Below are 22,952 nucleotides of genomic sequence, written 5' to 3'. Positions count from 1 at the left end.
CTAACTCCCCAACACCCCCTTCACCACCTCCACCCCGTCAACCTCCCCCACCCCCTTGTCCTCCCGATACCGCACCACCCGCGCGAACCTCAACGTCACCCCCGCCGGGTACCGCGTCGACCTCTGCACCCCGTCGAACGCGATCTCCACCACCAGCTCCGGCCGCACCCGCACCCCCCACCCCTCCTCCGCCACGGCCAGCTCCTTCAGCCGCGCCGTCTGCCACGCCAGCACCTCGTCCGTCAGCCCCTTGAACGTCTTCCCGAGCATCACGAACGACCCGTCCTCCCCCCGCGCCCCCAGGTGCAGGTTCGACAGCCACCCGGTCCGCCGCCCGCTGCCCCACTCGGCCCCCAGCACCACCAGGTCCAGCGTGTGCACGGGCTTCACCTTCACCCACGAGGCCCCCCGCCGCCCCGCCCGGTACCCCGCGTCAAGCCCCTTCACGACGACCCCCTCGTGCCCCCGCGCCAGCACCTCCCGCTGGAACTCCTCCGCCGCCGCCACTTCGCCCGGCCGGACCGGGGCTACCCTCCGTACCCTCAACTCCTCGTCCGGCACGACCCGTTCCAGTACGGCACGACGCTCGGCGTCCGGTACTCCGAGGAGCTCACGCCCCTCCCCGTACAGCACGTCGAAGAAGAGCGGCGTGAGCGGCACCCCCACCGGCAGCCCGTCCGCCCCGACCGCGCTCCCCACCCGCCCCGACGTCTCCTGGAACGGCCGCGGCCGCCCGTCCTCCCCGACCGCGAGCAGTTCCCCGTCCAGCACCAGGTCCCCGCCGGGCAGCGCCCGTACGAGCTCCACCACCTCCGGCACCCGCCCGGTCATCTCCACGAGCGTCCGGCTGAACACCCGCACCTCGCCGCCACCCCGGTGCACCTGGATACGCACCCCGTCGAGCTTCTCCTCGACGGCGCAGACCCCCACCCGCTCCACCGCCTCCGCCAGCGTCTTCGCGCTCTGCGCCAGCATCGGCAGCACCGCCCGCCCCACCTCCAGCCGGAACGCCTCCAACGCCCCGGCCCCGCCCGCCGCGAGCGCCCGCGCCACCTCCGCGAGCGAACCGCCGAGCATGAGCGCCTGCCGTACGCCCTCCACCGGAGCCTCGTACGCCTTCGCCAACGCCTCCGCCGCGACCGCGTCCAGCGCGCCCTGCCGCAGCTCCCCGCGGATCAGCGGCACCAGGAACTCCCGCTCCTCCTCCGTCGCCGCCCCCAGCAGTGCGTCGACCAGCCGCTTGCGCTCCGTCCGCGCCCCCTGCCCGGCGACGGCCGCGATCCGGCCCAACGCCGCGTCCACGTCCGCCACCTCCAAGGACGCCTCCGCGGCCGGCCCCGCGGCGTCCTTGAGCACCCCCCACCCCACCCCGATCCGCCGCTGCGGCAGCCTCCCCGACAAGTACGTCACCACCAACGCCACCTCGTCCGCCCCCGCCGCCCCCCGGAACACCTCCGCCAGCAACGCCACCTTCCGGGTACGCCCGGAAGCCGCCCCGACACTCCGGGAAGCCCTCGCCACCTCGACGAACCTCACACGCCCTCCCGCCACCACACCACCGACGGACCACGACCGGCCCTCCCCCGATCGTCCACCGCACCCACGACCCACGCACGCCGAGGGCCACCCGCACACGACAGACCTCTCCTGCCCCTCAGGACCGCACCCACCCCTCCCCACCACACGGCGGGCACACCCGCTCACCCGACCGGCTCCGGCGGGACCTCACCGATCAGCCCCGACCAGGACCCAGCTCTCGTCACAGACGGAACAGACAGCCTCGACGCCCTGCCCCTCGGGGCCTTCGAGCTGCCAGTCCAGGCAACGCTTGCCGGGAAAGACGGGCCAGGTGTCGCCGCAACCCAAGCTGATGCAGACGCCCGACTCCGCTCAGCGGAAATGGCAAAACTGAGACACAGTCGGTGGGTACTTTTCGGCGTCCACGGCCACGCCTGGCTTGCCGTGGGCCGTGCCATGGTCGAGGCCGAACGCTGGCGGCGACCCGATCATCCTGGCCTCCAGCGTCCGCGTACACGCCCACCTTCTGGCGCGCGAGCGGCACACCCGCCAGGCCGTCACCCTGGTGCGGGGCACAACCGCCGACCAGCTCACCGGCGCGTACGACAAACGCTCTCCGCGCTACCTGGCGGCCCTCGACCTTCTCCTGCGCGGCGTCACCGCGGCCAGCAGCGTCGGCAACTGCTCCGCCACTAAGGACTTCCTGACCGAAGCCCACGACGTCGCCCACTACCTCTCCCTCGACCGCTCCGCCGCCTGGGCCAACTTCAGCCCCACCAACGTCTCCCTCCACGCGGTCAGCGCCGCCGACGCCTTCGGCGACGCGGGCATCGCCCTGGAAACCGCCAGCCCCCTCATGCACCGTCACATCCGGCCCACGAACGCCGTACCGCCCTGTGGATCGAAACCGCCCGCGCCTACAGTCAGCAGGGCCGCCTCGCCGACGGTTACCAGGCCCTCCGCGACCGCAGCGTGGGTGCTGATCGGCTGGGAAGCAGGCGCATATTAGCCGCAATGAGATATGCAGATTTGGGCTACAGCTCTCCCCGCACGGGAAAGTGAGTCAGAAGTTGCGAGAAATATGCGAAAGGAATTCGTCGGTTTCCATTTCATGTGTCGACGCACCGACCCGCACGAAGAACCTATTCTTGTATGAGATGGGCTTCCCCAGGGACCGAGGCTTCATGATCCAAAGAACTCTTCCATCGCAGATAAGCGGGCTGAAGCTGTGCACAAGGCCCGTCGAAAAATCAGAGTCCACGGGGGCGGACTTAATCTTCTCCTGCCACTTGAGCCACCAGGAGTCGATACTGTGCCCCAAGTGAACAATCTGATCCTCGGTGCCCACTACGTGTTGACCATGAATTTCTACCGGAGTGGTGCCGAAAAGCTCTGTCAAACGATTCACGGCAGACGACTTATCTGCTACACCAATCAGAATGAGGCCCGACGCATCGCGGCCCCAGTTTGCCATGCCGACCGCCGTCTGCATTACCTCGTCAAAGAGATTGAAATTCTCGGTAGGCGGGTCTGAAAGAGTACAGAATCCCTGCTTAAGTTCGACAAGAGGATCCTCGTTAACCGGACCTTGAAGGTAGCTTTCTACCATTAGACGCGCATTGAGCTGCTTGGCAATGCTCTTGGATTCTGGTTTGAAGAAAGCCTTCTTGATGCGCCGCTTCACCTGCGGATAGAGCTTTGCTTTCTCGTCCTTTCCCCATGCGCTCCCACCGGTTGGAATCGCCAGGTCGCGGCCCCAGAAGTTACTCAAGACGTTGCGAATGGCTTCCATTGAGAGCGGCTGCATCTCGTCCACAAAGGTGAGTTCGTAAAGGATGGAAAAGACCGCTTGAAACTGCCGCCGGGTGCCCTTCTCATAAGTCTCTAGATGCACCATATGGTGCCCGAGCGGGCCATGATCATGCATGGCCTCGTCCAGCAATTCGATTACCGCTACAATACGCTGCTGTAGGTTTTCGACCCCAACGGCGGTGATAGCTGCATCGACTTCTTCCGGAGATGCTGACCTAATCTTTCGTGGCAAACCATATGCTACGTCTCGATTTTGCCAACCGCTCGTAGGCCAGGGGTTGAGGACGGCGTCAAGAACTAGATCCAGGACCATTTCCTCGTCACCGGAAGAGCGGATGTCATCTGCTCCGATGATTTTGTGCCGGGTCCAAAAAATTCGTTCCAGGTCCAGGCCGTAGTCAAGATCCTTTCGCGAAATAGAAAGCTTTTCCATTTCACTGAGGGTGAGAGCCTCCGCAAAGGTTCCATCACCCCGAATGGTCGCGCTGGTGCGTCGTACTACATCTGAGAGCGGCCCTGTTACGCCTGCCTGCCGAATCTCATGCAAACTCAGGCGTCTTCCGCCGCTATTGATTCGGCGAAACACCTCATCGATTGATGAGGTCGCCGCATCACGATAGGTTGAGACGGGAATTTGATAGTTAGCGATCGCCAGGGAGGTCTCACGCGACATTTTAGGTGCCTTTTGGGTGAGCTCCCCCGAGTGAAGCTTGGCCAAAGTGTCCCCTGTAGTGGCCAAATCAAAGTACTCGCCCTGGTAAGGGTACTTGTTCTCCATGAAGGAGAAAAATGCCTCGAGACGTTGAAGTCCGTCGATCAACTCGAGGATCTCTACACCCCCTTTTTTCCTCTGAGCGAGGAGAATTAGCGGGATGGGCAGCTTATTGACAGCCGAGTCGATCAACTTCTCCTTCTCGTCGCGCGTCCAGACCAGCTTTCGTTGGTAGCGGCGGTCAACAAGCAGTTTATTTCTGTAGTACTGGTTGTACAGCTGGTGGAGGTTCTGCCCTTGGACGGAAAGCTCTGAACTCTGCATGCCACCAACGTAGTTGATGCGAACCAGGATGACTCTGCGTATTGCGGAACTGGGTGGGGAAGGATCTGGGCACTTAGCAGTGAAGATCATCATCTCGGGGCGCGTACCGGTTCGACGAGCTTACGAGCAAGTTCCCTCTTAAGGGTGTCGGACTTAAGGGTGTCGGACAAGGCCGAAAACTGAGCATCCTCCTTATATGAAAAGGGTGTTGAGGGTTGGGGCGTTGTGGGTGGAGACGTTCACCGGGATGCGGATGGAGCAGCTCGGTCGGCTGGTCAGGGCAGTCTGTGACCGGAACGGAAGCGGCACGTTGCGGGGCCGCCCATGGAGCCTGCCGCTGGCCGAACAGCTCCTGGTGGTGGCCGTGTCATACCGCACGAACCTGACCATGTGGCAACTGACAACGCTCTTCGCGCCGAGACCTCCTCTTCAACTGTGTGCCGGGTGATCCAACGCCTCGGCTCGCTACTCTCGAGCCGGTATCCCGGCCCGTCGACCCGCGGCGCGCAGGCCGTGACCCACTGCCTGACGCCGTAACGTCTGGTCGCCTGGCGTGACCTCCGCGCTCGGTCTTCGAGACCGTGGCCGCAGCCACCCAGATGGCCGCGGCGAGCTCACGCGCGGTCAATTCGGTCGCTACGCGCAGTTGGCCGAGCAAGCCGCCGAATCGTCGGAGGGCCTTCTGCCACCCCGTTCACCCTTGCATCCTCTCAGGATCCCAACCCCGAACTCGTCGATCACGAGGAAACCCCCCGTCGCGCTGTTCGGGGTGCATTCGCGGTCGGTCCGCGATCCGCTACGGCCGTACCAGTCGCACTGCCGGCAGCGGGCGTGCTGGCCCGGGCGCTGGGTATTTCCGCCGCCCTGACACTGGCGCACTGGGCTCGGCAGGTCCGCTGGGATGAGATCTTGGTCTGGCTGAGGTGTTGACCTTGGGTGACTGCGGGCACAGGCCACACGGGGGAGAAGGACGCTGAACAGCGGAAGGACGGTTAAGGTGGTGCGGAGGTGGTGCGCGACGCCTAGACCGGTCTGGACAGCAAAGAAGCCCCGGGCCGCTAGCCCGGGGCTTTCGTATGTACTACGTGGAGCGGGTGACGAGAATCGAACTCGCGCTCTGAGCTTGGGAAGCTCATGTTCTACCATTAAACTACACCCGCGAAAACGGCCGTTGAGCTGCTGCCGCATCGTCGGACACTGTACCCCATGTCGGGCTCCCGGTGTCCAGAGGTGGGGGGACGAGGCGCGGAGTGCCGCTTGGTGGGGGGTCCTGTATATCCCCTAATGTGGCAGCTTCGTCCACGCGTGGTTTGGGGAAGGGACTTGATGGATCGCACCGTCGTCCGCTGTGCCGAGGGGCACGTGTTCAGCACCTCTTCGTTCCCGTTGCGGCAGCTCGGTGAGGGGCGGATCGGGCCCGGGAGGCTCGTGAGATGTCCCCGGTGTGCGCGGTTGCGGCACGCCGTGCCGGTGGCCGGGGAGAAGTAGGGCAGTAGCTGCGGGTTGTAGTCGTGCGAGCGCGTGGGGTTGTCCGATTGGGGCGGGCCCGCGCGCTCTGCGTATCCTCGGTGGGTGCTTCTCTCAGACAAGGACATCCGGGCCGAGATCGATGCCGGACGCGTACGTATTGATCCGTTCGACGCATCCATGGTGCAGCCGTCGAGTGTCGACGTCCGGCTGGACCGCTACTTCCGGGTGTTCGAGAACCATCGGTATCCGCACATCGATCCCGCTGTCGAGCAGGCGGATCTGACGCGGCTGGTGGAACCTGAGGGGGACGAGGCGTTCATCCTGCATCCGGGTGAGTTCGTGCTCGCTTCGACCTACGAGACGATCACCCTGCCGGACGATCTCGCTTCGAGGCTGGAGGGCAAGAGCTCGCTGGGGCGGCTGGGGCTGGTGACGCATTCGACCGCAGGGTTTATCGACCCTGGTTTTTCCGGGCATGTGACGTTGGAGTTGTCGAATCTGGCGACGCTGCCCATCAAGTTGTGGCCGGGAATGAAAATCGGTCAACTGTGTTTGTTCCAGTTGAGCTCCTCGGCTGAGTTTCCCTATGGGTCCGAGCGGTACGGGTCCCGTTATCAGGGGCAGCGCGGGCCCACGGCCTCGCGGTCCTTCCTCAATTTCCATCGGACGCAGGTGTGATAGCCGGTATGAGTGACGTACGAGAGAATCTGACCTACGAGGGCTTCGGGCACGCGGTGCGCGAGCTGGCGCAGACGATCGCCGATGACGGGTACGAGCCCGACATCGTGCTGAGCATCGCGCGCGGTGGTGTGTTCGTGGCGGGTGGGCTGGCGTACGCGCTCGACGTCAAGAACATTCACCTGGTGAACGTGGAGTTCTACACCGGGGTCGGCACGACCCTGGAAATGCCGGTCATGCTGGCGCCCGTGCCGAATGTCATCGACTTCAGCAACAAGAAGGTGCTGATCGCTGATGACGTGGCGGACACCGGAAAGACGCTGAAGCTGGTCCACGACTTCTGCCTGGAGCACGTGGCGGAGGTGCGCAGTGCGGTCATCTACGAGAAGTCGCATTCGCTGGTGAAGTGCGAGTACGTGTGGAAGCGGACCGACGAGTGGATCAATTTCCCGTGGTCCGTGGAGAAGCCCGTCGTGCGGCGTGCCGGGCAGGTTCTCGACGCGTAAGCGGAGACGCGTCGGCGGAGACCGCGTCAGCAGAGGCGCGTCAGCGGAGAGGCGTCAGCACAGACGCGCGCAAGCGCGGTACGGCGGAGGGCCCGGGGCGATGACATCGCCCCGGGCCCTCCGTGTGCGGGTACGTGTCAGAGCGTGCCCAGCTTGATCAGGGACAGCAGCGCCACCAACTGGATCGCCGAGGCGCCCAGGGCCTTCGGCCAGGGCAGGTCGTGGGACTTGCTGACCATCGAGGTGAAGAGCGCGCCGGCGGCCAGCCAGGTGGCCCAGCCGATGATCTGCACCAGGCCGTTGTCGCCGCCCAGGAACACGGCGAGCAGCAGGCGCGGGGCGTCCGTGATCGACATGATCAGCAGTGAGAGGCCGATCGTCGGCTGCCAGGAGCCGTCGCCGCCGAGCTGGCGGGCCACCGTGTGCGTCACCGCGCCCAGGATCAGGCCGCACAGCGTCATCGCCACCGCGGTGATCAGGACGTACGGCACGGCACTGGAGAAGGTCGCGTTGATCGTGTCCTCGCGGGCCTTGTCGAAGCCGAAGACCGCGAGCATCCCGTAGAGGAACGTCACGATCAGGGCCGGCGCCCAGACCTGGTGGTCGCGCATCTGCCAGAAGGTCGCGCCCGGGCGCAGCACGATGCCCGAGAGCAGCTCCTTCCAGTGCAGGCGCGGGCCGACCGGCGGGGGCGGGGCGTTGCCGGCCCGGTAGGTGTCGCCGCCGCCGTAGGGGTCCTCGTTGATGCTGAAGGCCTGGGTGTGGCCCGGGTTGTTCGCGGCGTACGGGTCGTGGGGGCCCGCCGGGTACGGGGCGGGGCCGCCGCCCGGCGCGTACGGGTCGTAGGGGGCGTTGCCGCGGGGGTCGTAACCGCCCTGCGGGTCGCCGAAGTACTCCGGCTCGTCGGGGCCGCCGCCTCCGTAGCCGCCGTTGCCCCGTGGGTCCCCGTGCCCGTAACCGGGGTTCTGCGGCCACTGCTGACCGCCGTACGGGGGGTGAGGCGGTGCCTGCTGCCCTCCGTACGGCTGCGCCTGCGGTTGTTGCCGCTGCGGTTGCTGCTGCGTGCGGTTGTCCCGGCCGCGTCCGATCCTGAATCCAGCCACGCCGACGAACGTACCCGCTCCGGATACGGCCGGGGACGGGCGGTGGCGAATACGGGGGCCTTTGCCGCCGAGCTGTGACATCCCCTAGGGGAACCCCGGGGGGTCCGCCGGAGGGGGTGGAGGGCGGCCGAGGGGGCGGCGGCCGGTGCGATCCGGGAGGGGACGCGGGACGTCGGGGACGGCGTACGCCCCTCGCGCAGCACAGAGCGGCCGGTTCCGTCGCTCGGGCGGAACCGGCCGCTCACACGGACGTACGGACTACTTCACCGGTTCGGGCTCCGGAGCGTCCGCCGGCTCGTCGGAGCCGGCCGGGTCGGCCGGCGTCCTGACCGATTCGAGCAGGAGCTGCGCCACGTCGACGACCGTCACGGACTCCTTGGCCTTGCCGTCGTTCTTCTTGCCGTTGACCGAGTCGGTCAGCATGACCAGGCAGAACGGGCAGGCCGTGGACACGATGTCCGGGTTGAGGGACAGCGCCTCGTCCACGCGCTCGTTGTTGATCCGCTTGCCGATCCGCTCCTCCATCCACATCCGCGCACCGCCGGCGCCGCAGCAGAAGCCGCGCTCCTTGTGGCGGTGCATCTCCTGCTGGCGCAGGCCGGGGACGGCGGACATGATCTCGCGCGGCGGCGTGTAGACCTTGTTGTGACGGCCCAGGTAGCAGGGGTCGTGGTACGTGATGAGGCCCTCGACCGGGGTCACCGGGGTCAGCTTGCCCTCGTCGATGAGGTGCTGGAGCAACTGGGTGTGGTGGATGACCTCGTAGTCGCCGCCGATCTGCGGGTACTCGTTGCCGATCGTGTTGAGGCAGTGCGGGCAGGTGGCGACGATCTTCTTGGCGGTGCGGGGCTTCTTGGAGTCCTCGGTCACCTTGCCGTCGTCGTCGTACTCCTCGCCGAAGGCCATGTTGAGGGCCATCACGTTCTCCTGGCCGAGCTGCTGGAAGAGCGGCTCGTTGCCCAGGCGGCGGGCGGAGTCACCGGTGCACTTCTCGTCGCCGCCCATGATCGCGAACTTCACGCCCGCCATGTGGAGGAGTTCCGCGAAGGCCTTGGTGGTCTTCTTCGCGCGGTCCTCCAGGGAGCCGGCGCAGCCCACCCAGTACAGGTACTCGACCTCGGTGAGGTCCTCGATGTCCTTGCCGACGACCGGCACCTCGAAGTCGAGCTCCTTGAGCCACTCCAGGCGCTGCTTCTTCGCCAGGCCCCAGGGGTTGCCCTTCTTCTCCAGGTTCTTGAGCATCGTGCCCGCCTCGGACGGGAACGCGCTCTCGATCATCACCTGGTAGCGGCGCATGTCGACGATGTGGTCGATGTGCTCGATGTCCACCGGGCACTGCTCGACGCAGGCGCCGCAGGTGGTGCAGGACCACAGGACGTCGGGGTCGATGACGCCGTTCTCCTCGGCGGTGCCGATCAGGGGGCGCTCGGCCTCCGCGAGGGCGGCGGCCGGCACGTCCTTCAGGGCCTCGGCCGAGGCCTTCTCCGTACCCTCCATGTCCTTGCCGCCGCCGGCCAGCAGGTACGGGGCCTTGGCGTGCGCGTGGTCGCGCAGGGACATGATCAGGAGCTTGGGGGAGAGCGGCTTGCCCGTGTTCCAGGCGGGGCACTGCGACTGGCAGCGGCCGCACTCGGTGCAGGTGGAGAAGTCGAGGATGCCCTTCCAGCTGAACTGCTCGACCTGGCTGACGCCGAAGACGGCGTCCTCCGCCGGGTCCTCCCAGTCGATCTCCTTGCCGCCCGTGGTCATCGGCAGCAGCGCGCCGAGCGCGACGTCGCCGTCGGCCCTGCGCTTGAAGAAGATGTTCGGGAAGGCCAGGAAGCGGTGCCAGGCGACACCCATGTCGGTCTTCAGCGCGACCGTGATCATCCAGATGAAGGACGTGGCGATCTTCAGGCCCGCGAAGAAGTACGTGAGCTGCTGGAGCGTGCCGAGGTCCATGCCCCGGAACCAGGCCAGCAGCGGGTACGAGAGGAAGAAGGACGCCTCGTAGCTGTCCACGTGGTGCTGGGCGCCTTCGAGGGCGTGCAGCGTGAAGATGCAGATGCCGACGATCAGGATGACGGACTCGACGAAGTACGCCTGGCCCGCGTTGGAGCCCGCGAAGCGGGACTTGCGGCCCGGCTTGTCCGCCTTGCTCAACTGGCGGATGACGATCAGCGCGAGGATGCCGAGGATCGTCATCGTGCCGATGAACTCCACGAACATGTTGTACGGAGCCCACGTGCCGATGACCGGCAGCATCCAGTCGGCCTGGAAGAGCTGGCCGACGGCGTTGACGATCGTCAGCAGCAGCGAGAAGAAGCCCACCGCCACGAACCAGTGCGCGACGCCGACGACGCCCCACTTGTTCATGCGGGTGTGGCCGAGGAACTCCTTGACCACGGTGACCGCGCGCTGCCACGGATAGTCGGTACGGGTGCCGGCGGGCACGGGCTGTCCGAGCCGTACGAAGCGATAGATCTGGACGATCGCACGGCCGAACAGCGCGGCGCCGACTGCCATGAGGACCAGCGACACGATGATCGCGGCGAGTTGCATTGGGGGGCTCCTCGGGCCTGCGAGGGTGGGTAAGGGGGGTGCCCGGGGCGGCTGCGGCACCGGGCTTCTTGATTACTAAGCGGTAACTTATCCAGTCGAGCTGAGATTACCCACTTATGCCGTCGCACAGTATCCAGCGAGCCGGTGATCTGTGTCGCTCAGGCGACCCTCAGTGAGGGAGGTCGCACCGGGGGTTTCCGGTCGGTGCCGTGCGCTTCCGTGCTTCCGCGCTTCGGGAAGGGCTGGGGCGGTCGGTGGGTGGTTGGTTCCAAGGCTGCCATTGGCCCCAAGGCCGGCAAATGCCGTGAACGTGCGTGCGGCGCGCCGGGCCGGAGCGCACCTGCCGTTGGATGTGCGACCGGGGCAGTGCCCGGCTGGACCGTTGTCCGTACGTCACGTCGGGAACCGCGTGAGCGCCCCGCGTCGGCTGTGGACGGGACCGGCCGTGGTGGTGCCGCCCGCGCGACAACCCCGCCCGTCCGGACCGTCCCGCGTCCGTCCCGGCCGGTCGGGCAGGGGGTGGCTCGATGAGCGGTGCGGATCGCGCTGGTGCACAACTTCTGCGGTTCCGGTGCGCCCGGCGGTGAGAACGAGGCCGCCCGCGACCAGGAGTGGGCCTTGCGCGCCGCCTGCACCCGCTGGGCGGATCTGCGCGAGGGTTCCTGCCGGGGCCCCCGGGCGGCGGGCGATCCGCTGCTCGCGCGGGCGGGCGCGCTCGTCGTGCTCTCCGAGCCGAGTCGCCGCGCGTACGGGAAGGCGGACGTCCCGGGCGGCCGGCTGCCGCTCGTACCGGACTTCGTAGTTGACGCGCGCCGGGTCAACTCCTCCACGGGAAGTGGGGTGTTGGGTGTGTGTGGGACGGTTCGGCGCGGAGGGGGAATGCCGGAGCTGCTGCGGCGGTGGCCCGAGGGCGAGCCGCTGGACGTGGTCGGTGACGGCGACCTGGCCGCCGAGTGCCGGGCGGCGGTCGGCCCCCCGGGGCCTCGGTGCGCTTCCTGGGCGCACTCGACCACGCGGGAGCTGCGCCACGGGCTGTCGTCCTGGCGCGGGCCGGTCTCTCCCGGCCGCTGCCCGGCGAACGCGCTGCCCGTGTACGCCGAGACGCTCGCGGCCGGACTGCCGGTGCTCGTCTTCGCCGGGTCCTCGGTGGCCGAGGCGGTGCGGGCCGAGGGCGTCGGCGCGGTCACCGGTGGGGCCGAGCCCACCGGGCCCGCGCTGCGGGTGGCCGCCGCCCGCCTCCCCGCCCTGCGCCCGGATGTTCGCCGAGCGGTACGCGGAGCCGGTGCGGGTGGCCCGGACTGCCGCGCCGTACGAGCGGGCCGGGGGTCCGCCGCCGAGGGGAGGACGCCGCAGCCGTGGCCGTGCGGGGGAGTCCGACCGGCCTCCCGGGCGGTCCTCGCCCGCTGCGGGCAGCCGTACGTCGTCGCTCCGGAGCGACCGGCGCGGGAGCTGGACGGGCGGAGGGCGCCGGGCGGCGTCAGCGCGCGCTGCGGGCGGTCAGCGCGGCGGGGACTGTGCGGGCCAGGATCGTCAGGTCCAGGCCGAGGCAGTGACGGTCGACGTACTCCAGGTCCAGCAGCACCATCTCGTTCCAGGGCAGGTCGGAGCGGCCGCTGACCTGCCACAGGCCGGTGATGCCCGGCCGCACCCCGAGCCGCCCCGGGGCCAGGCCCGTGCGGCCGGAGTCCGCCACCGGCAGCGGGCGCGGGCCCACCAGGGACATCTCACCGCGTACGACGTTGACGAGCTGCGGGAGTTCGTCGAGCGCGAAGCGGCGCAGGACACGGCCGACCGGGGTGACGCGCGGGTCGGCGCGCAGCGGGAGGAGGCGGCCTCCGTCGCCGTGGAGGACGGCGGGGCGGGCCCGGCCCGGGGCGGTCGAGGCGCGCGTCGTACGGAACTTCAGCAGCTCGAAGGGCTCGCCGCCCCGTCCCGCCCTGACCTGCCGGGAGAAGGCGCCGCCGGGGGAGGTGAACGCCACGGCGGCGGCGCAGGCCCCCAGCAGCGGGGCGAGAAGGAGGAGCAGGAGGAGGCTGCCGGTCAGATCGAATGCCCGTTTCGCGGACGGTGCCCGCATCGCCGCACCCTTTCGTGGGATCTTTGACCGGCTTAATGCGAATAGCCGGTTTTGTGGCAATGACTCTCCCACGATGAACTGCATCCGGTGCGGTCGACGCCACGCCCGTGTCACCCGGCCGGATCGAAGAGGCGCGGAGAGGTGTTGGTCGGCATGCGTGCCGTGGTGACTGGGGGAGCCGGGTTCATCGGCTCCCACCTGTGTGGACGGCTGCTCGACGCGGGTTGTGAGGGGGTCGGCTGCCCCGTCGGCTGCCTCCGCCACCCGCAGGAGACCCTGCGGGCCCGCTCCGACGGCACGCGGCACGCCCCGGGCCCGGCGACCGCGAAGGGCGCCCGTTCCGTCCTCGTCTCCACCTCCGGGAGTCACGGCGACACCCGGGCACGCCCCGAGTCCGGGACGTACCGGGGCGAGGTCGATCCGGCGGGCCCGCGTTCCCGCCACGAAGAGGCGAAACGTTTCGCCGGGGCCGCCGTGACGGCGTACCGCACGGTGTACGGCACGCATGCCGCCGGGACCGTACAGACCTTCGGCCCCCGGGCCCGCTCGCTGTGCTCCGTGGGCGAGCTGGTGGACGGTGTGCTGAAGACGGTCCGCCCGCAGGTCCGCGGGGCGGGCGACCCGGGCGGCCCGGACGAGCTGTCCGCGCTCGCACCCGCCGCTCCGGCCGCCCGGCCGGCCGGTTCGTCCGCCACGGCCGCGCACATCCCGTCGCCCGGCGACGGCCCGCGCCGCCGCCGACCCGGCATCGCGCCCGCCCGCACCGCGCCGGGCCGGCAGCCCGCGGTCTCCGTCGAGGAGGGACCGCGCCGCACGGACGACCGGTGCGCGGCGCACCGGGTTCCCGAGCTGATGCCGGTGGCCTGAGAGGGGGTGGCAGATATGCCGAAGGACGAGAGCACGCCCCGGGCCGCGGACGCGCGGGGGGACGGGAACGCGCCGGGGGCCCCGTCGCGGCGGGCCCGGTTCCGGGGCCGCCGCACGCTCCGGTTGGTCTGTGCCGGGCTGGCCCTCCTCCTCGGGCTGGCCGGGGTCGCGGGCTGGCTGGCGTACCGCAAGATCGACGGCAACATCAGGACCGACGAGGCGACCGCGGCCGCGCTCGCCGAGCACGGCGTCGACCGCCCGGCCCGGCACCCGGGCAGGGCGCGCAACATCCTGCTGCTCGGCTCCGACTGGCGCGAGGAGGCCGGCAGCGGGCGCAGCGACACGGTGATGCTGCTGCACCTGGCCGCCGACCGCAGACGCGCCGAAGTGCTGAGCGTGCCCCGGGACCTGCGGGTGGACGTGCCGAGCTGCCCGCGCGCGGACGGCAGTCACAGCCGGGCGCAGAACGCCCAGTTCAACTGGGCCTTCCAGTTCGGCGGGGCCGCCTGCACCATCCGTACGCTGGAGAAGCTGACCGGCATCCGGATCGACCACCACCTGATCGTCGACTTCCAGGGCTTCACCCGGATCGTCGACGCCGTGGGCGGCGTCGAGGTCGACCTCGAGAAACCGGAGCACGACCCCAACGTCGGCCTCGACCTCGACGCGGGCAGGCACCTGCTGAAGGGGCGGACCGCGCTCAGCTACGTCCGGGCCCGCAAGTACGTCGGCGACGGCAGCGACCTCAACCGGATCAGCCGTCAGCAGGACTTCGTGAACCGCCTCGTCGCCAAGATCCGCGGCAACGGCACCCTCTCCAACCCGGCCCGCCTCTACCCGGTGCTCGACGCCGCGACCGCCGCGCTGACCGCCGACTCCGGACTCGACTCGCTCGGCGAGCTGTACGAGGTCGCCGACAGCCTGCGCGCCCTGCCGCCGGGGGCGCTCACCTTCACCACCCTCCCGCACCACCAGGCCCAGGACCACTGGTACCGGCTCGACCTGGAACAGCCGGAGGCGCGGCGGGTGTTCGAGGCGGTGAGGAAGGACCAGCCGGTGCTCGCCGCACTGGAGAGGGCCCGCAGGGAACCCCCCGAGGAGAATCCCGAGCCGGAGTACGAGCCGGTCCACGACGCGTACGAGTGAGCACGGGCGCGGGCACGGGGGCCCGGGGGGAGGTCCTGACGTACGCCGTCGGGATGCGGGGGGAGGCGGTCCCGGTGACCCTGGACGGGGTGCGGTGAGTGAGCCGTGGGGTCTCGGGTAGGAGGCGCGGGGTGCCTGCGGGGGCCGGTGGGGCGCCCGCGTTCCTGGTCCGGCTGCACTTCTCACTTCTGCCGCAACGCGCTGACCTGCGTAAACGCGAGGCCGTTCGATCATTGCGAGTAAGGACCGCATAAGAGTTGAGTGGGGGCGACTCAGGTCTGTTGACGTGGGCGCGGGAGTGATGCATCCTTGAGCCAGATCCACTCAAGTACGTAACTGGAGGAATCCGAAATGGCACGTGCGGTCGGCATCGACCTGGGCACGACTAACTCCGTCGTCAGCGTTCTCGAAGGCGGCGAGCCCACCGTCATCACCAACGCCGAGGGCGCCAGGACCACGCCGTCCGTCGTCGCCTTCGCGAAGAACGGCGAGGTGCTCGTCGGCGAGGTGGCCAAGCGTCAGGCGGTCACCAACGTCGACAGGACGATCCGTTCGGTCAAGCGCCACATGGGCACGGACTGGAAGATCGACCTCGACGGCAAGTCCTTCAACCCGCAGCAGATGAGCGCCTTCATCCTGCAGAAGCTGAAGCGCGACGCCGAGTCCTACCTGGGCGAGAAGGTGACCGACGCGGTCATCACCGTCCCGGCGTACTTCAACGACTCCGAGCGCCAGGCGACGAAGGAGGCCGGTGAGATCGCGGGCCTCAACGTCCTGCGCATCGTCAACGAGCCGACCGCCGCCGCTCTCGCGTACGGCCTCGACAAGGACGACCAGACCATCCTGGTCTTCGACCTCGGTGGCGGCACGTTCGACGTCTCGCTGCTGGAGATCGGCGACGGCGTCGTCGAGGTGAAGGCCACCAACGGCGACAACCACCTCGGTGGTGACGACTGGGACCAGCGCGTCGTCGACTACCTGGTGAAGCAGTTCCAGGGCAACCACGGCGTGGACCTGGCCAAGGACAAGATGGCCCTGCAGCGTCTGCGCGAGGCCGCCGAGAAGGCGAAGATCGAGCTGTCCTCCTCCACGGAGACCTCGATCAACCTGCCGTACATCACGGCCTCCGCCGAGGGCCCGCTGCACCTGGACGAGAAGCTCACGCGTTCGCAGTTCCAGCAGCTCACCAGCGACCTGCTGGAGCGCTGCAAGACGCCGTTCCACAACGTCATCAAGGACGCGGGCATCGCCCTCTCCGAGATCGACCACGTGGTCCTCGTCGGCGGCTCGACCCGCATGCCGGCCGTGGCCGAGCTCGTCAAGGAGCTCACCGGCGGCCGCGAGGCCAACAAGGGCGTCAACCCGGACGAGGTCGTCGCCATCGGCGCCTCGCTCCAGGCGGGTGTCCTCAAGGGCGAGGTCAAGGACGTCCTGCTCCTCGACGTGACCCCGCTGTCCCTGGGCATCGAGACCAAGGGCGGCATCATGACCAAGCTCATCGAGCGGAACACCACGATTCCGACGAAGCGCTCCGAGATCTTCACCACGGCCGAGGACAACCAGCCGTCCGTGCAGATCCAGGTCTACCAGGGCGAGCGCGAGATCGCGGCGTACAACAAGAAGCTCGGCATGTTCGAGCTGACCGGTCTGCCGCCGGCCCCGCGCGGCGTGCCGCAGATCGAGGTCGCCTTCGACATCGACGCCAACGGCATCATGCACGTCGCCGCGAAGGACCTCGGCACCGGCAAGGAGCAGAAGATGACCGTCACCGGCGGCTCCTCGCTGCCGAAGGACGAGGTCAACCGGATGCGCGAGGAGGCCGAGCAGTACGCGGAGGAGGACCACAAGCGCCGCGAGGCCGCCGAGACCCGCAACCAGGCCGAGCAGCTCGTGTACCAGACGGAGAAGTTCCTCACCGACAACGCGGACAAGGTCCCGGGCGAGGTCAAGACCGAGGTCGAGACCGCCGTCACCGAGCTGAAGGAAAAGCTCAAGGGCGAGGACACCGCCGAGATCCGCACCGCCACCGAGAAGGTCGCCGCGGTCTCGCAGAAGCTCGGCCAGGCGATGTACGCCGACGCGGCCGCCCAGGGCGCCCCGGGCGCCGAGGGCGCCGCTCCGGGCGCCGGCCAGGCGCACGGTGACGACGACGTCGTCGACGCCGAGATCGTCGACGACGAGAAGGACAAGAAGGGCGGCGCTGCCTGATGACGGAGGAGACTCCGGGCTTCGAGGAGAAGCCCGACGTCTCTCCCGGCGCGGACGACGCCGAGCCGAAGGCCGCTGAGACCCCCTCCCCGGAGGAGGGCTCGGCGGCCCCGGCCGACGACGCGAACGCCGCGAAGGACGTCGCACTGACCGCCCAGCTGGACCAGGCCAAGATGGCGCTCGCCGAGCGCACGGCCGACCTCCAGCGACTCCAGGCGGAGTACCAGAACTACCGTCGCCGGGTGGAGCGGGACCGGGTCACGGTCAAGGAGATCGCCGCGGCGAACCTCCTGACCGAGCTGCTGCCGACGCTCGACGACATCGGCCGGGCCCGGGAGCACGGGGAACTGGTCGGCGGCTTCAAGTCCGTCGCCGAATCCCTGGAGACGGTGGCCGCGAAGATGGGCCTCCAGCAGTTCGGCAAGGAGGGCGAGCCCTTCGACCCGACCATCCACGAGGCCCTGATGCACAGCTACGCGCCGGACGTCACCGAGACGACCTGTGTGGCGATCCTGCAGCCGGGTTACCGGATCGGCGAGCGCACGATCCGGCCCGCACGGGTCGCGGTGGCCGAGCCCCAGCCGGGCGCGGCGGCCGACAAGTCGGAGGACTCCTCGGCGGGAGCCTCCTCCGACGACAAGAAGGAGAGCGGTGACCCCGAGAAGGGGTAGTGCCGCACTGCTGGATCCGAGAGGAGGGACGTCGGGGAAATGAGCACGAAGGACTTCGTCGAGAAGGACTACTACAAGGTTCTCGGCGTCCCCAAGGACGCCACCGAGGCCGAGATCAAGAAGGCGTACCGGAAGCTGGCCCGGGAGTTCCACCCCGACGCCAACAAGGGCAACGCCGAGGCCGAGGAGCGCTTCAAGGAGATCTCCGAGGCGAACGACGTCCTGGGCGACGCCAAGAAGCGCAAGGAGTACGACGAGGCACGCGCCCTCTTCGGCAACGGGGGCTTCGGCCCCCGCCCCGGGGCGGCGGGCGGCTCGTTCAACTTCGACCTGGGCGACCTCTTCGGCGGCGCGGCCGGCGGCACCCAGACGGGCGGCTTCGGCGGTGGCATAGGCGACGTGTTCGGCGGCCTCTTCAACCGGGGCGGCGCGGGCACCCGCACGCAGCCCCGGCGGGGCCAGGACATCGAGTCCGAGGTCACCCTCAGCTTCACCGAGGCCGTCGACGGCGCGACCGTCCCGCTGCGGATGTCCTCCCAGGCCCCCTGCAAGGCCTGTTCCGGCACCGGCGACAAGAACGGCACGCCCCGGGTGTGCCCGACCTGCGTCGGCACCGGCCAGGTCTCGCGGGGCGGCGGCGGGGGCTTCTCGCTCACCGACCCGTGCGTCGACTGCAAGGGCCGCGGCCTGATCGCCGAGACCCCCTGCGACATCTGCAAGGGCTCGGGCCGGGCCAAGTCCTCCCGCACGATGCAGGTGCGCATCCCCGCCGGTGTCACCGACGGGCAGCGCATCCGGCTGCGTGGCAAGGGCACCCCGGGCGAGCGCGGCGGACCGGCCGGCGACCTGTACGTCGTCGTGCACGTCGACGCCCACCCGGTGTTCGGCCGCAAGGGCGACAACCTCACCGTCACGGTGCCGGTCTCCTTCACGGAGGCGGCGCTCGGCGGCGAGGTGAAGGTGCCCACGCTCGGCGGGCCGCCGGTCACCCTCAAGCTGCCCGCCGGGACGCCCAACGGGCGCACCATGCGGGCCCGCGGCAAGGGCGCGGTCCGCAAGGACGGCACCCGCGGCGACCTCCTGGTCACCGTCGAGGTCGCCGTACCGACCGAACTGAACGACAAGGCCAGGGAAGCCCTGGAGAACTACCGTGAGGCCACCGCGGGCGACGACCCGAGGGCCGCACTGTTCCAGGACGCGAAGGGAGCGTAGGAGAGCGATGGACGGCCGACGACGGAACCCCTACGAGCTGACCGACGAGTCACCGGTGTACGTCATCTCGGTCGCCGCACAGCTCTCCGGCCTGCACCCGCAGACCCTGCGTCAGTACGACCGCCTCGGCCTGGTCTCCCCGGACCGCACGGCCGGGCGCGGCCGGCGCTACTCGGCCCGCGACATCGAACTGCTGCGCACGGTGCAGCAGTTGTCGCAGGACGAGGGCATCAACCTGGCCGGCATCAAGCGCATCATCGAGCTGGAGAACCAGGTCACGGCGCTCCAGTCCCGCGTCGCCGAGCTCTCGGCGGCGGTGGACGGCGCGGCCGCCGCCCTCCAGCAGCGCGAGGCCCAGGTGCACGCCTCGTACCGCCGCGACCTGGTGCCGTACCAGGACGTCCAGCAGACGAGCGCGCTGGTGGTGTGGCGGCCGAAGCGGCCGCAGGACTGAGACCGCGTCTAAAGGGGCCCGGGAGCGACCGCTCCCGGGCCCCTTTCGGCGTGCTCAGGGGATGAGCTCCGTGACCACGTCGACCAGGGTCATCCACATCGGCTGGCCGCCCGTGCCGTACGCCGCCGCGAGGGCGTAGCCGACGGAGGCGTCGGCGGGCCGGGGGGCGGCGTCCTCGCGCCACTCCACGAGGACCGTCGCGTCGCCGTCGGCGGTGAACTCGCCGAGGACGGTGCTGTCGCGGAGGAAGGCGCTGGTGCCGAGCGAGGCCGGGACCAGGCGGTAGCGCGTGCCCGCGTGGGTGGCGTCCACCTTGTACGTGGAGCGGCGGAGGCGGCCCCTGCCGGGGGCGATGCCGGCGGGGACGCCGTCCACGGTCAGGGCGAGGGCGGCGGCGTCGCGGGTGCCGATGCCGATGTGCGCGTCGGGCGCGTCGTCGCCCGGGACGCGGATCAGGACGGTACGGGGGAGTCCGGGGCCGGACACGGTGACGCGGGTGTGCGTCTCGACGGTGACGGTGACCGCGCCGAAGAGCGGGTCGTCCAGCGGCGGGCGGGACGGCGCGGGGGGCTCGGTGAGGTCGAGGGGGGCGGGGGCGGGGTCGGTCATGCCGTGGCCTTCGGGAGGGGGACTGGCTGGCTCACCTCTGGAGACCGTGGCGCGGGGCGGGGGGTTGCGCGCCGCGGGGGACTTCCGACGGGTCAGGGGTCGAGAATGCCCGACGTGGCGATGAGGTACCCGAGTTGCGCCCGGTTGGTGGTGCCGCCGAGGGAGGCGGCGAGCTTGGCGATGTGGGCGCGGCAGGTGCGGATGTTGAGGCCGAGGCGGTGCGCGATGGCCTCGTCCACGAGGCCGTCGACGAGGAGGCGGGCGATGGAGCGGCGGATGTCGGCCGCGTCGGCGGGAAGCGGGTCGTCCAGGGGGACGGCCTGTCGCCAGAAGTGGTCGAAGGCGGCGGTGAGGAAGGTGATGAGGGTGGGGTCCCGGAGTTCCAGGGCGCTGGTGGTGTCGGGACCGGCGGGGATGTACGCGACCGTGCGGTCGAAGATCATCAGGCGGGGGACGAGTTCTTCGAGGGTGCGGATTTCCAGGTGGATGCCGGAGAGGCGGTCGCGGTAGGCGTGCAGGCCGTAGCTGTGGCGGGCGGTGTGCTGGTAGAGGGAGCGCATGCGGATGCGGCGCCGGCCGAAGAGTTTGGACCGTTCCAGCGCCTGGGTGAGGTGGGTCTCGGACCGGGCGCCACCCGGCTGGAGCGTGCGTACCTCTGTGCTGCATTCCGCCGAAGCCACGTCAAGGGCGGCGTTGATGCACTCGAGTCCTTCCAGGACGGTGATCGCCGGGAGCAAGGCTGTTCCGTTCGGGGGAGGGGCGCAGGTGGGGTCAGGGGTCGAGGATGTTCGACTTTGCTATCAGATAGCCGAGCTGGGCGCGGCTCCCACTGCCCAGGGACGCGGCGAGTTTGGCGATGTGGGCGCGGCAGGTGCGGACGTTCATGCCGAGCCGGCGGGCGATGGCCTCGTCCACGTACCCCTCGATGAGGAGTTTGGCGATGGAGCGCTGGACTCCGGAGATGCCTTCGGGGGTGGGGTCGTACGCGACGGGTTCCAGCAGGGGCACCGCGTGGTTCCAGAACTGTTCGAAGACCTGCGTGAGGTAGGCGACGAGCGCGGGTTGTCGGATCTCGAGCGCCACGTGGCGGTCGTCGTTGACGGGGATGTACGCGACGGAACGGTCGAAGATCATCAGACGGTCGACCAGCTCTTCCAGGGTCCGTATCTCCACCTGGCCCTGGGCCATCCGCTCGGCGTACGCGAGGGTGCCCTGGCTGTGCCGGACGGTGTGCTGGTAGAGCGTGCGCATCGCGACGCCGCGGTCGACGAGCGGCTGGCCTCGTTTCAGGGCCTGTTCCAGGATGTTCTCGCGACGGCCGCCTCCGGGCTGGATCGTCAGGACTTCCTTCTGGCACTGGGCGGCCGAGACGTCGAGCGTGTCGTTGATGCGCTTGAGGCCTTCGAGAACCGTGATGGAATGTGTGGTCGCGGAGACCTGCGCGCTGATGGCCATGAACGGCTCGAATGCGTCGGCGAGTTGGGCCGTCAACAGCCTGCGGTCCTGCATTTCCTTCTCTATGGGGTGCAGGAGTTGGCCCAGTGCGGCCGACGGTGGAACCGGAAGAAGCCAGTTGGCGTCGTCAGGGTCGGGGTGGACCAGGGCGAAATCCATGAGGCAGGGCGCGGGTTGCACCTCGCTGCGCGCTATGCGGCCGGTGCGCAGGGCGATGGCGTAAAGCTGCGCTCCGGGTTCGCACAGTTCACTGACACTGTGCGGATGTACCGATTTCTTACCCTCTTCACGCATATGCCCACCCCCCAGGGTCCTGAACGTACAGGAACATGATGCATCGGCCCAGTGGTGTTGACGTGCCTGGATGGGCCATCGTCTTCATCACGGGGTCGAGGAAGCCATCAAGTAAGGACGAAGCCGACTATGCGTAAGAAAATGCTTCGCTCTGTGCTTGTCGCCGCTACTACTGCGGGACTTGTGCTCGGCGTGGGTGCTGGCGTGAGCGGTGCTGTCGCATCGCCCGAGGACCTCGGTCGGGGTGCCGTGCAGATGTCAGAGCCGGACCTGGGCTGGGGCCTGGCCGCAGGCGGAGGAAACTCCCCCAGCTCCGTCAAGACCGACCTGGGCTGGGGCTGACATGCCGTCGGACGACCCCGCCTTCAGACGCGAAGTGGCCCGCGTCATGCGCGGCGGCTGGCACCTCGTCGATCTCGTCTCCGCGCTCCCCGAGCCCGGTGACTCGCTGATGGTGACCCTCTTCGGCGATCCGATCCTGGTCGTCCGCGAGAGGGACGAGGAAGTCCGTGCCTACCGGTGTCTGCGCCGACCCCGGGGCGCCCCACAGCCCATCCGGTGCGAAGTCCGCTACGGCAACATCTTCGTGAACCTCGAGAAGGCCGACCACCAGCTCTACGAGACGGAGGGCGCCCCGCGCGCCACCCCCCGCTCCGTCGCGCGCACGGCCTCCTCCCGGTCCGCCCAGCGGGCCACCGCAGCCACCCCCCGCAGTGCCTGACGCGATTCCCCCGTCGCAGTAGATCGCCCAGGCGCTTCCCCCACACAGCGGCGTCCTCGTGAACCTGAACACGAGGGCGCCGCTGTGCTGCGTGCGTCCGGCCCCGCCTACGCGTTGCCCAGGCCCCGGGTCACCGTGATCTCCAGGACGACCCGCTCCGGGTTCTCCCGCGGCTGCCGCCCGTAGCGCTCCGTGTACCGGCGTTCCGCGTCCGCGACCTCGTCGGCGGAGTCGCGCACCCGGGCCACGCCCTCCAGGGTCGACCACTTCGCGCCCGCCACCTGGCACACCGCCACCGGGGCGCCCGCCTCGCCCGCCGCCCGCACGTGGACCGCCTTGCGGCTGCCGCGTGAGCAGATCACCCGGGCGACGCCCTGTTCGGGGTCGTACGTCACCCCTACCGGCACCACGTGTGGCGTGCCGTCCCGACGGAGGGTAGTGAGGGTGCAGAGGTGGTACTCGCTCCAGAAGGCGCGGAACGACGGGGTCGGGTCGTGCAGGTCGATGGCCATGCAGCGCACAGTAACCCCCGGCCCGGCCACGCATCGTAAAGCTGAGTGGAATAGACTCAACT

Annotated in this window: 19 protein-coding genes, 1 tRNA gene and 3 pseudogenes; 12 read left to right on the top strand and 11 right to left on the bottom strand. The window is 69.1% G+C overall.

Annotated elements, in window-relative coordinates; all coding sequences use genetic code 11:
- Both ACIP93_RS02830 and ACIP93_RS02825 read right to left on the bottom strand, forming a co-directional pair.
- Window positions 1–1,536: an ATP-dependent DNA ligase gene (locus tag ACIP93_RS02830; RefSeq protein WP_401754932.1), complete on the bottom strand. Its 1,536-nt coding sequence runs from the start codon at window positions 1,534–1,536 to the stop codon at window positions 1–3.
- A gap of 164 nt (window positions 1,537–1,700) precedes the next feature.
- Window positions 1,701–1,887 (bottom strand): annotated as a pseudogene (locus ACIP93_RS02825) (phosphotyrosine protein phosphatase); the annotation flags it as partial.
- 57 nt (window positions 1,888–1,944) lie between these two features.
- Between ACIP93_RS02825 and ACIP93_RS02820 the strand changes: the two are divergent.
- Window positions 1,945–2,481, top strand: a pseudogene (locus ACIP93_RS02820) (transcriptional regulator); the annotation flags it as partial.
- Window positions 2,482–2,581: 100 nt separating this feature from the next.
- On the opposite strand, the gene ACIP93_RS02815 reads toward ACIP93_RS02820, so the two are convergent.
- Complete coding sequence (locus ACIP93_RS02815; RefSeq protein ID WP_401754929.1) at window positions 2,582–4,366, bottom strand: DUF262 domain-containing protein; 1,785 nt, start codon at window positions 4,364–4,366, stop codon at window positions 2,582–2,584.
- Between the two features lie 196 nt (window positions 4,367–4,562).
- On the opposite strand from ACIP93_RS02815, the pseudogene ACIP93_RS02810 reads away from it, so the two are divergent.
- Window positions 4,563–4,879, top strand: a pseudogene (locus tag ACIP93_RS02810) (IS5/IS1182 family transposase); the annotation flags it as partial.
- A gap of 573 nt (window positions 4,880–5,452) precedes the next feature.
- Here ACIP93_RS02810 and ACIP93_RS02805 read toward each other — a convergent pair.
- Window positions 5,453–5,526: transfer RNA gene (locus ACIP93_RS02805), tRNA-Gly, on the bottom strand.
- A 124-nt stretch (window positions 5,527–5,650) separates the two neighbouring features.
- Here ACIP93_RS02805 and ACIP93_RS02800 point away from each other — a divergent pair.
- The 3 genes from ACIP93_RS02800 to ACIP93_RS02790 all read left to right on the top strand — a co-directional run bounded on the left by ACIP93_RS02800 (window position 5,651) and on the right by ACIP93_RS02790 (window position 7,020).
- Window positions 5,651–5,854 carry a hypothetical protein gene (locus ACIP93_RS02800; RefSeq protein ID WP_229897511.1) on the top strand — a complete coding sequence of 68 codons (204 nt, stop codon included), beginning with the start codon at window positions 5,651–5,653 and terminating at the stop codon, window positions 5,852–5,854.
- A gap of 84 nt (window positions 5,855–5,938) precedes the next feature.
- A complete protein-coding gene (dcd, locus tag ACIP93_RS02795; RefSeq protein ID WP_345221221.1) occupies window positions 5,939–6,514 on the top strand; it encodes a dCTP deaminase in 576 nt (191 codons plus the stop codon).
- A gap of 8 nt (window positions 6,515–6,522) precedes the next feature.
- Window positions 6,523–7,020 carry a phosphoribosyltransferase gene (locus ACIP93_RS02790; protein ID WP_345221223.1) on the top strand — a complete coding sequence of 166 codons (498 nt, stop codon included), beginning with the start codon at window positions 6,523–6,525 and terminating at the stop codon, window positions 7,018–7,020.
- 137 nt (window positions 7,021–7,157) lie between these two features.
- On the opposite strand, the gene ACIP93_RS02785 is transcribed toward ACIP93_RS02790, so the two are convergent.
- The 3 genes from ACIP93_RS02785 to ACIP93_RS02775 form a co-directional block, all read right to left on the bottom strand.
- On the bottom strand, window positions 7,158–8,123 hold the full coding sequence (locus tag ACIP93_RS02785; RefSeq protein WP_345221225.1) for a Yip1 family protein: 966 nt from the start codon (window positions 8,121–8,123) through the stop codon (window positions 7,158–7,160).
- A gap of 258 nt (window positions 8,124–8,381) precedes the next feature.
- The gene (locus ACIP93_RS02780) at window positions 8,382–10,664 is read right to left on the bottom strand and encodes a (Fe-S)-binding protein (protein WP_401754924.1); all 2,283 of its coding nucleotides are present in this window, start codon (window positions 10,662–10,664) and stop codon (window positions 8,382–8,384) included.
- 1,477 nt (window positions 10,665–12,141) lie between these two features.
- The gene (locus tag ACIP93_RS02775; RefSeq protein ID WP_401754921.1) at window positions 12,142–12,741 is read right to left on the bottom strand and encodes a sugar transferase; all 600 of its coding nucleotides are present in this window, start codon (window positions 12,739–12,741) and stop codon (window positions 12,142–12,144) included.
- A 153-nt stretch (window positions 12,742–12,894) separates the two neighbouring features.
- Here ACIP93_RS02775 and ACIP93_RS02770 point away from each other — a divergent pair, with 153 nt between their 5' ends.
- The 6 genes from ACIP93_RS02770 (at window position 12,895) to ACIP93_RS02745 (ending at window position 19,299) form a co-directional block, all read left to right on the top strand.
- Window positions 12,895–13,608 (top strand): NAD-dependent epimerase/dehydratase family protein, encoded by a 714-nt coding sequence (locus ACIP93_RS02770; protein ID WP_401754918.1) that lies wholly within the window; start codon window positions 12,895–12,897, stop codon window positions 13,606–13,608.
- Between the two features lie 15 nt (window positions 13,609–13,623).
- Entirely contained in the window at window positions 13,624–14,754 is a 1,131-nt protein-coding gene (locus ACIP93_RS02765; RefSeq protein ID WP_401754915.1) for an LCP family protein, read from the top strand.
- A gap of 351 nt (window positions 14,755–15,105) precedes the next feature.
- Entirely contained in the window at window positions 15,106–16,962 is a 1,857-nt protein-coding gene (gene dnaK / locus ACIP93_RS02760; protein WP_345221232.1) for a molecular chaperone DnaK, read from the top strand.
- Window positions 16,962–17,633, top strand: a complete 672-nt coding sequence (gene grpE, locus ACIP93_RS02755) for a nucleotide exchange factor GrpE (protein ID WP_345221233.1) — start codon at window positions 16,962–16,964, stop codon at window positions 17,631–17,633. The genes dnaK and grpE overlap by 1 nt, the downstream gene beginning before the upstream one ends.
- A gap of 39 nt (window positions 17,634–17,672) precedes the next feature.
- Window positions 17,673–18,845 (top strand): molecular chaperone DnaJ, encoded by a 1,173-nt coding sequence (gene dnaJ, locus ACIP93_RS02750; RefSeq protein WP_345221234.1) that lies wholly within the window; start codon window positions 17,673–17,675, stop codon window positions 18,843–18,845.
- A gap of 7 nt (window positions 18,846–18,852) precedes the next feature.
- Window positions 18,853–19,299: a heat shock protein transcriptional repressor HspR gene (locus tag ACIP93_RS02745; protein ID WP_401754910.1), complete on the top strand. Its 447-nt coding sequence runs from the start codon at window positions 18,853–18,855 to the stop codon at window positions 19,297–19,299.
- Between the two features lie 54 nt (window positions 19,300–19,353).
- On the opposite strand, the gene ACIP93_RS02740 is transcribed toward ACIP93_RS02745, so the two are convergent.
- The 3 genes from ACIP93_RS02740 to ACIP93_RS02730 all read right to left on the bottom strand — a co-directional run bounded on the left by ACIP93_RS02740 (window position 19,354) and on the right by ACIP93_RS02730 (window position 21,522).
- Window positions 19,354–19,908: a hypothetical protein gene (locus ACIP93_RS02740; protein ID WP_401754907.1), complete on the bottom strand. Its 555-nt coding sequence runs from the start codon at window positions 19,906–19,908 to the stop codon at window positions 19,354–19,356.
- 92 nt (window positions 19,909–20,000) lie between these two features.
- Window positions 20,001–20,645, bottom strand: coding sequence for a helix-turn-helix transcriptional regulator (locus ACIP93_RS02735; protein ID WP_401754904.1), 645 nt, complete (start codon window positions 20,643–20,645; stop codon window positions 20,001–20,003).
- 34 nt (window positions 20,646–20,679) lie between these two features.
- Window positions 20,680–21,522: a helix-turn-helix transcriptional regulator gene (locus ACIP93_RS02730; RefSeq protein ID WP_380836720.1), complete on the bottom strand. Its 843-nt coding sequence runs from the start codon at window positions 21,520–21,522 to the stop codon at window positions 20,680–20,682.
- A gap of 478 nt (window positions 21,523–22,000) precedes the next feature.
- On the opposite strand from ACIP93_RS02730, the gene ACIP93_RS02725 reads away from it, so the two are divergent.
- Window positions 22,001–22,378 (top strand): (2Fe-2S)-binding protein, encoded by a 378-nt coding sequence (locus ACIP93_RS02725; protein ID WP_345221239.1) that lies wholly within the window; start codon window positions 22,001–22,003, stop codon window positions 22,376–22,378.
- Between the two features lie 107 nt (window positions 22,379–22,485).
- Here ACIP93_RS02725 and ACIP93_RS02720 read toward each other — a convergent pair whose 3' ends face one another.
- Window positions 22,486–22,890 carry a TIGR03618 family F420-dependent PPOX class oxidoreductase gene (locus ACIP93_RS02720; protein WP_401754900.1) on the bottom strand — a complete coding sequence of 135 codons (405 nt, stop codon included), beginning with the start codon at window positions 22,888–22,890 and terminating at the stop codon, window positions 22,486–22,488.
- Window positions 22,891–22,952: the final 62 nt, after the last annotated feature.

The sequence above is a fragment of the Streptomyces sp. NPDC088745 genome (assembly GCF_044751045.1).
Lineage (GTDB): Bacteria > Actinomycetota > Actinomycetes > Streptomycetales > Streptomycetaceae > Streptomyces > Streptomyces cremeus.
The sequence above is the reverse complement of the archived record's forward strand: the minus strand, read 5'-3'. Positions and strand labels throughout refer to the sequence as shown.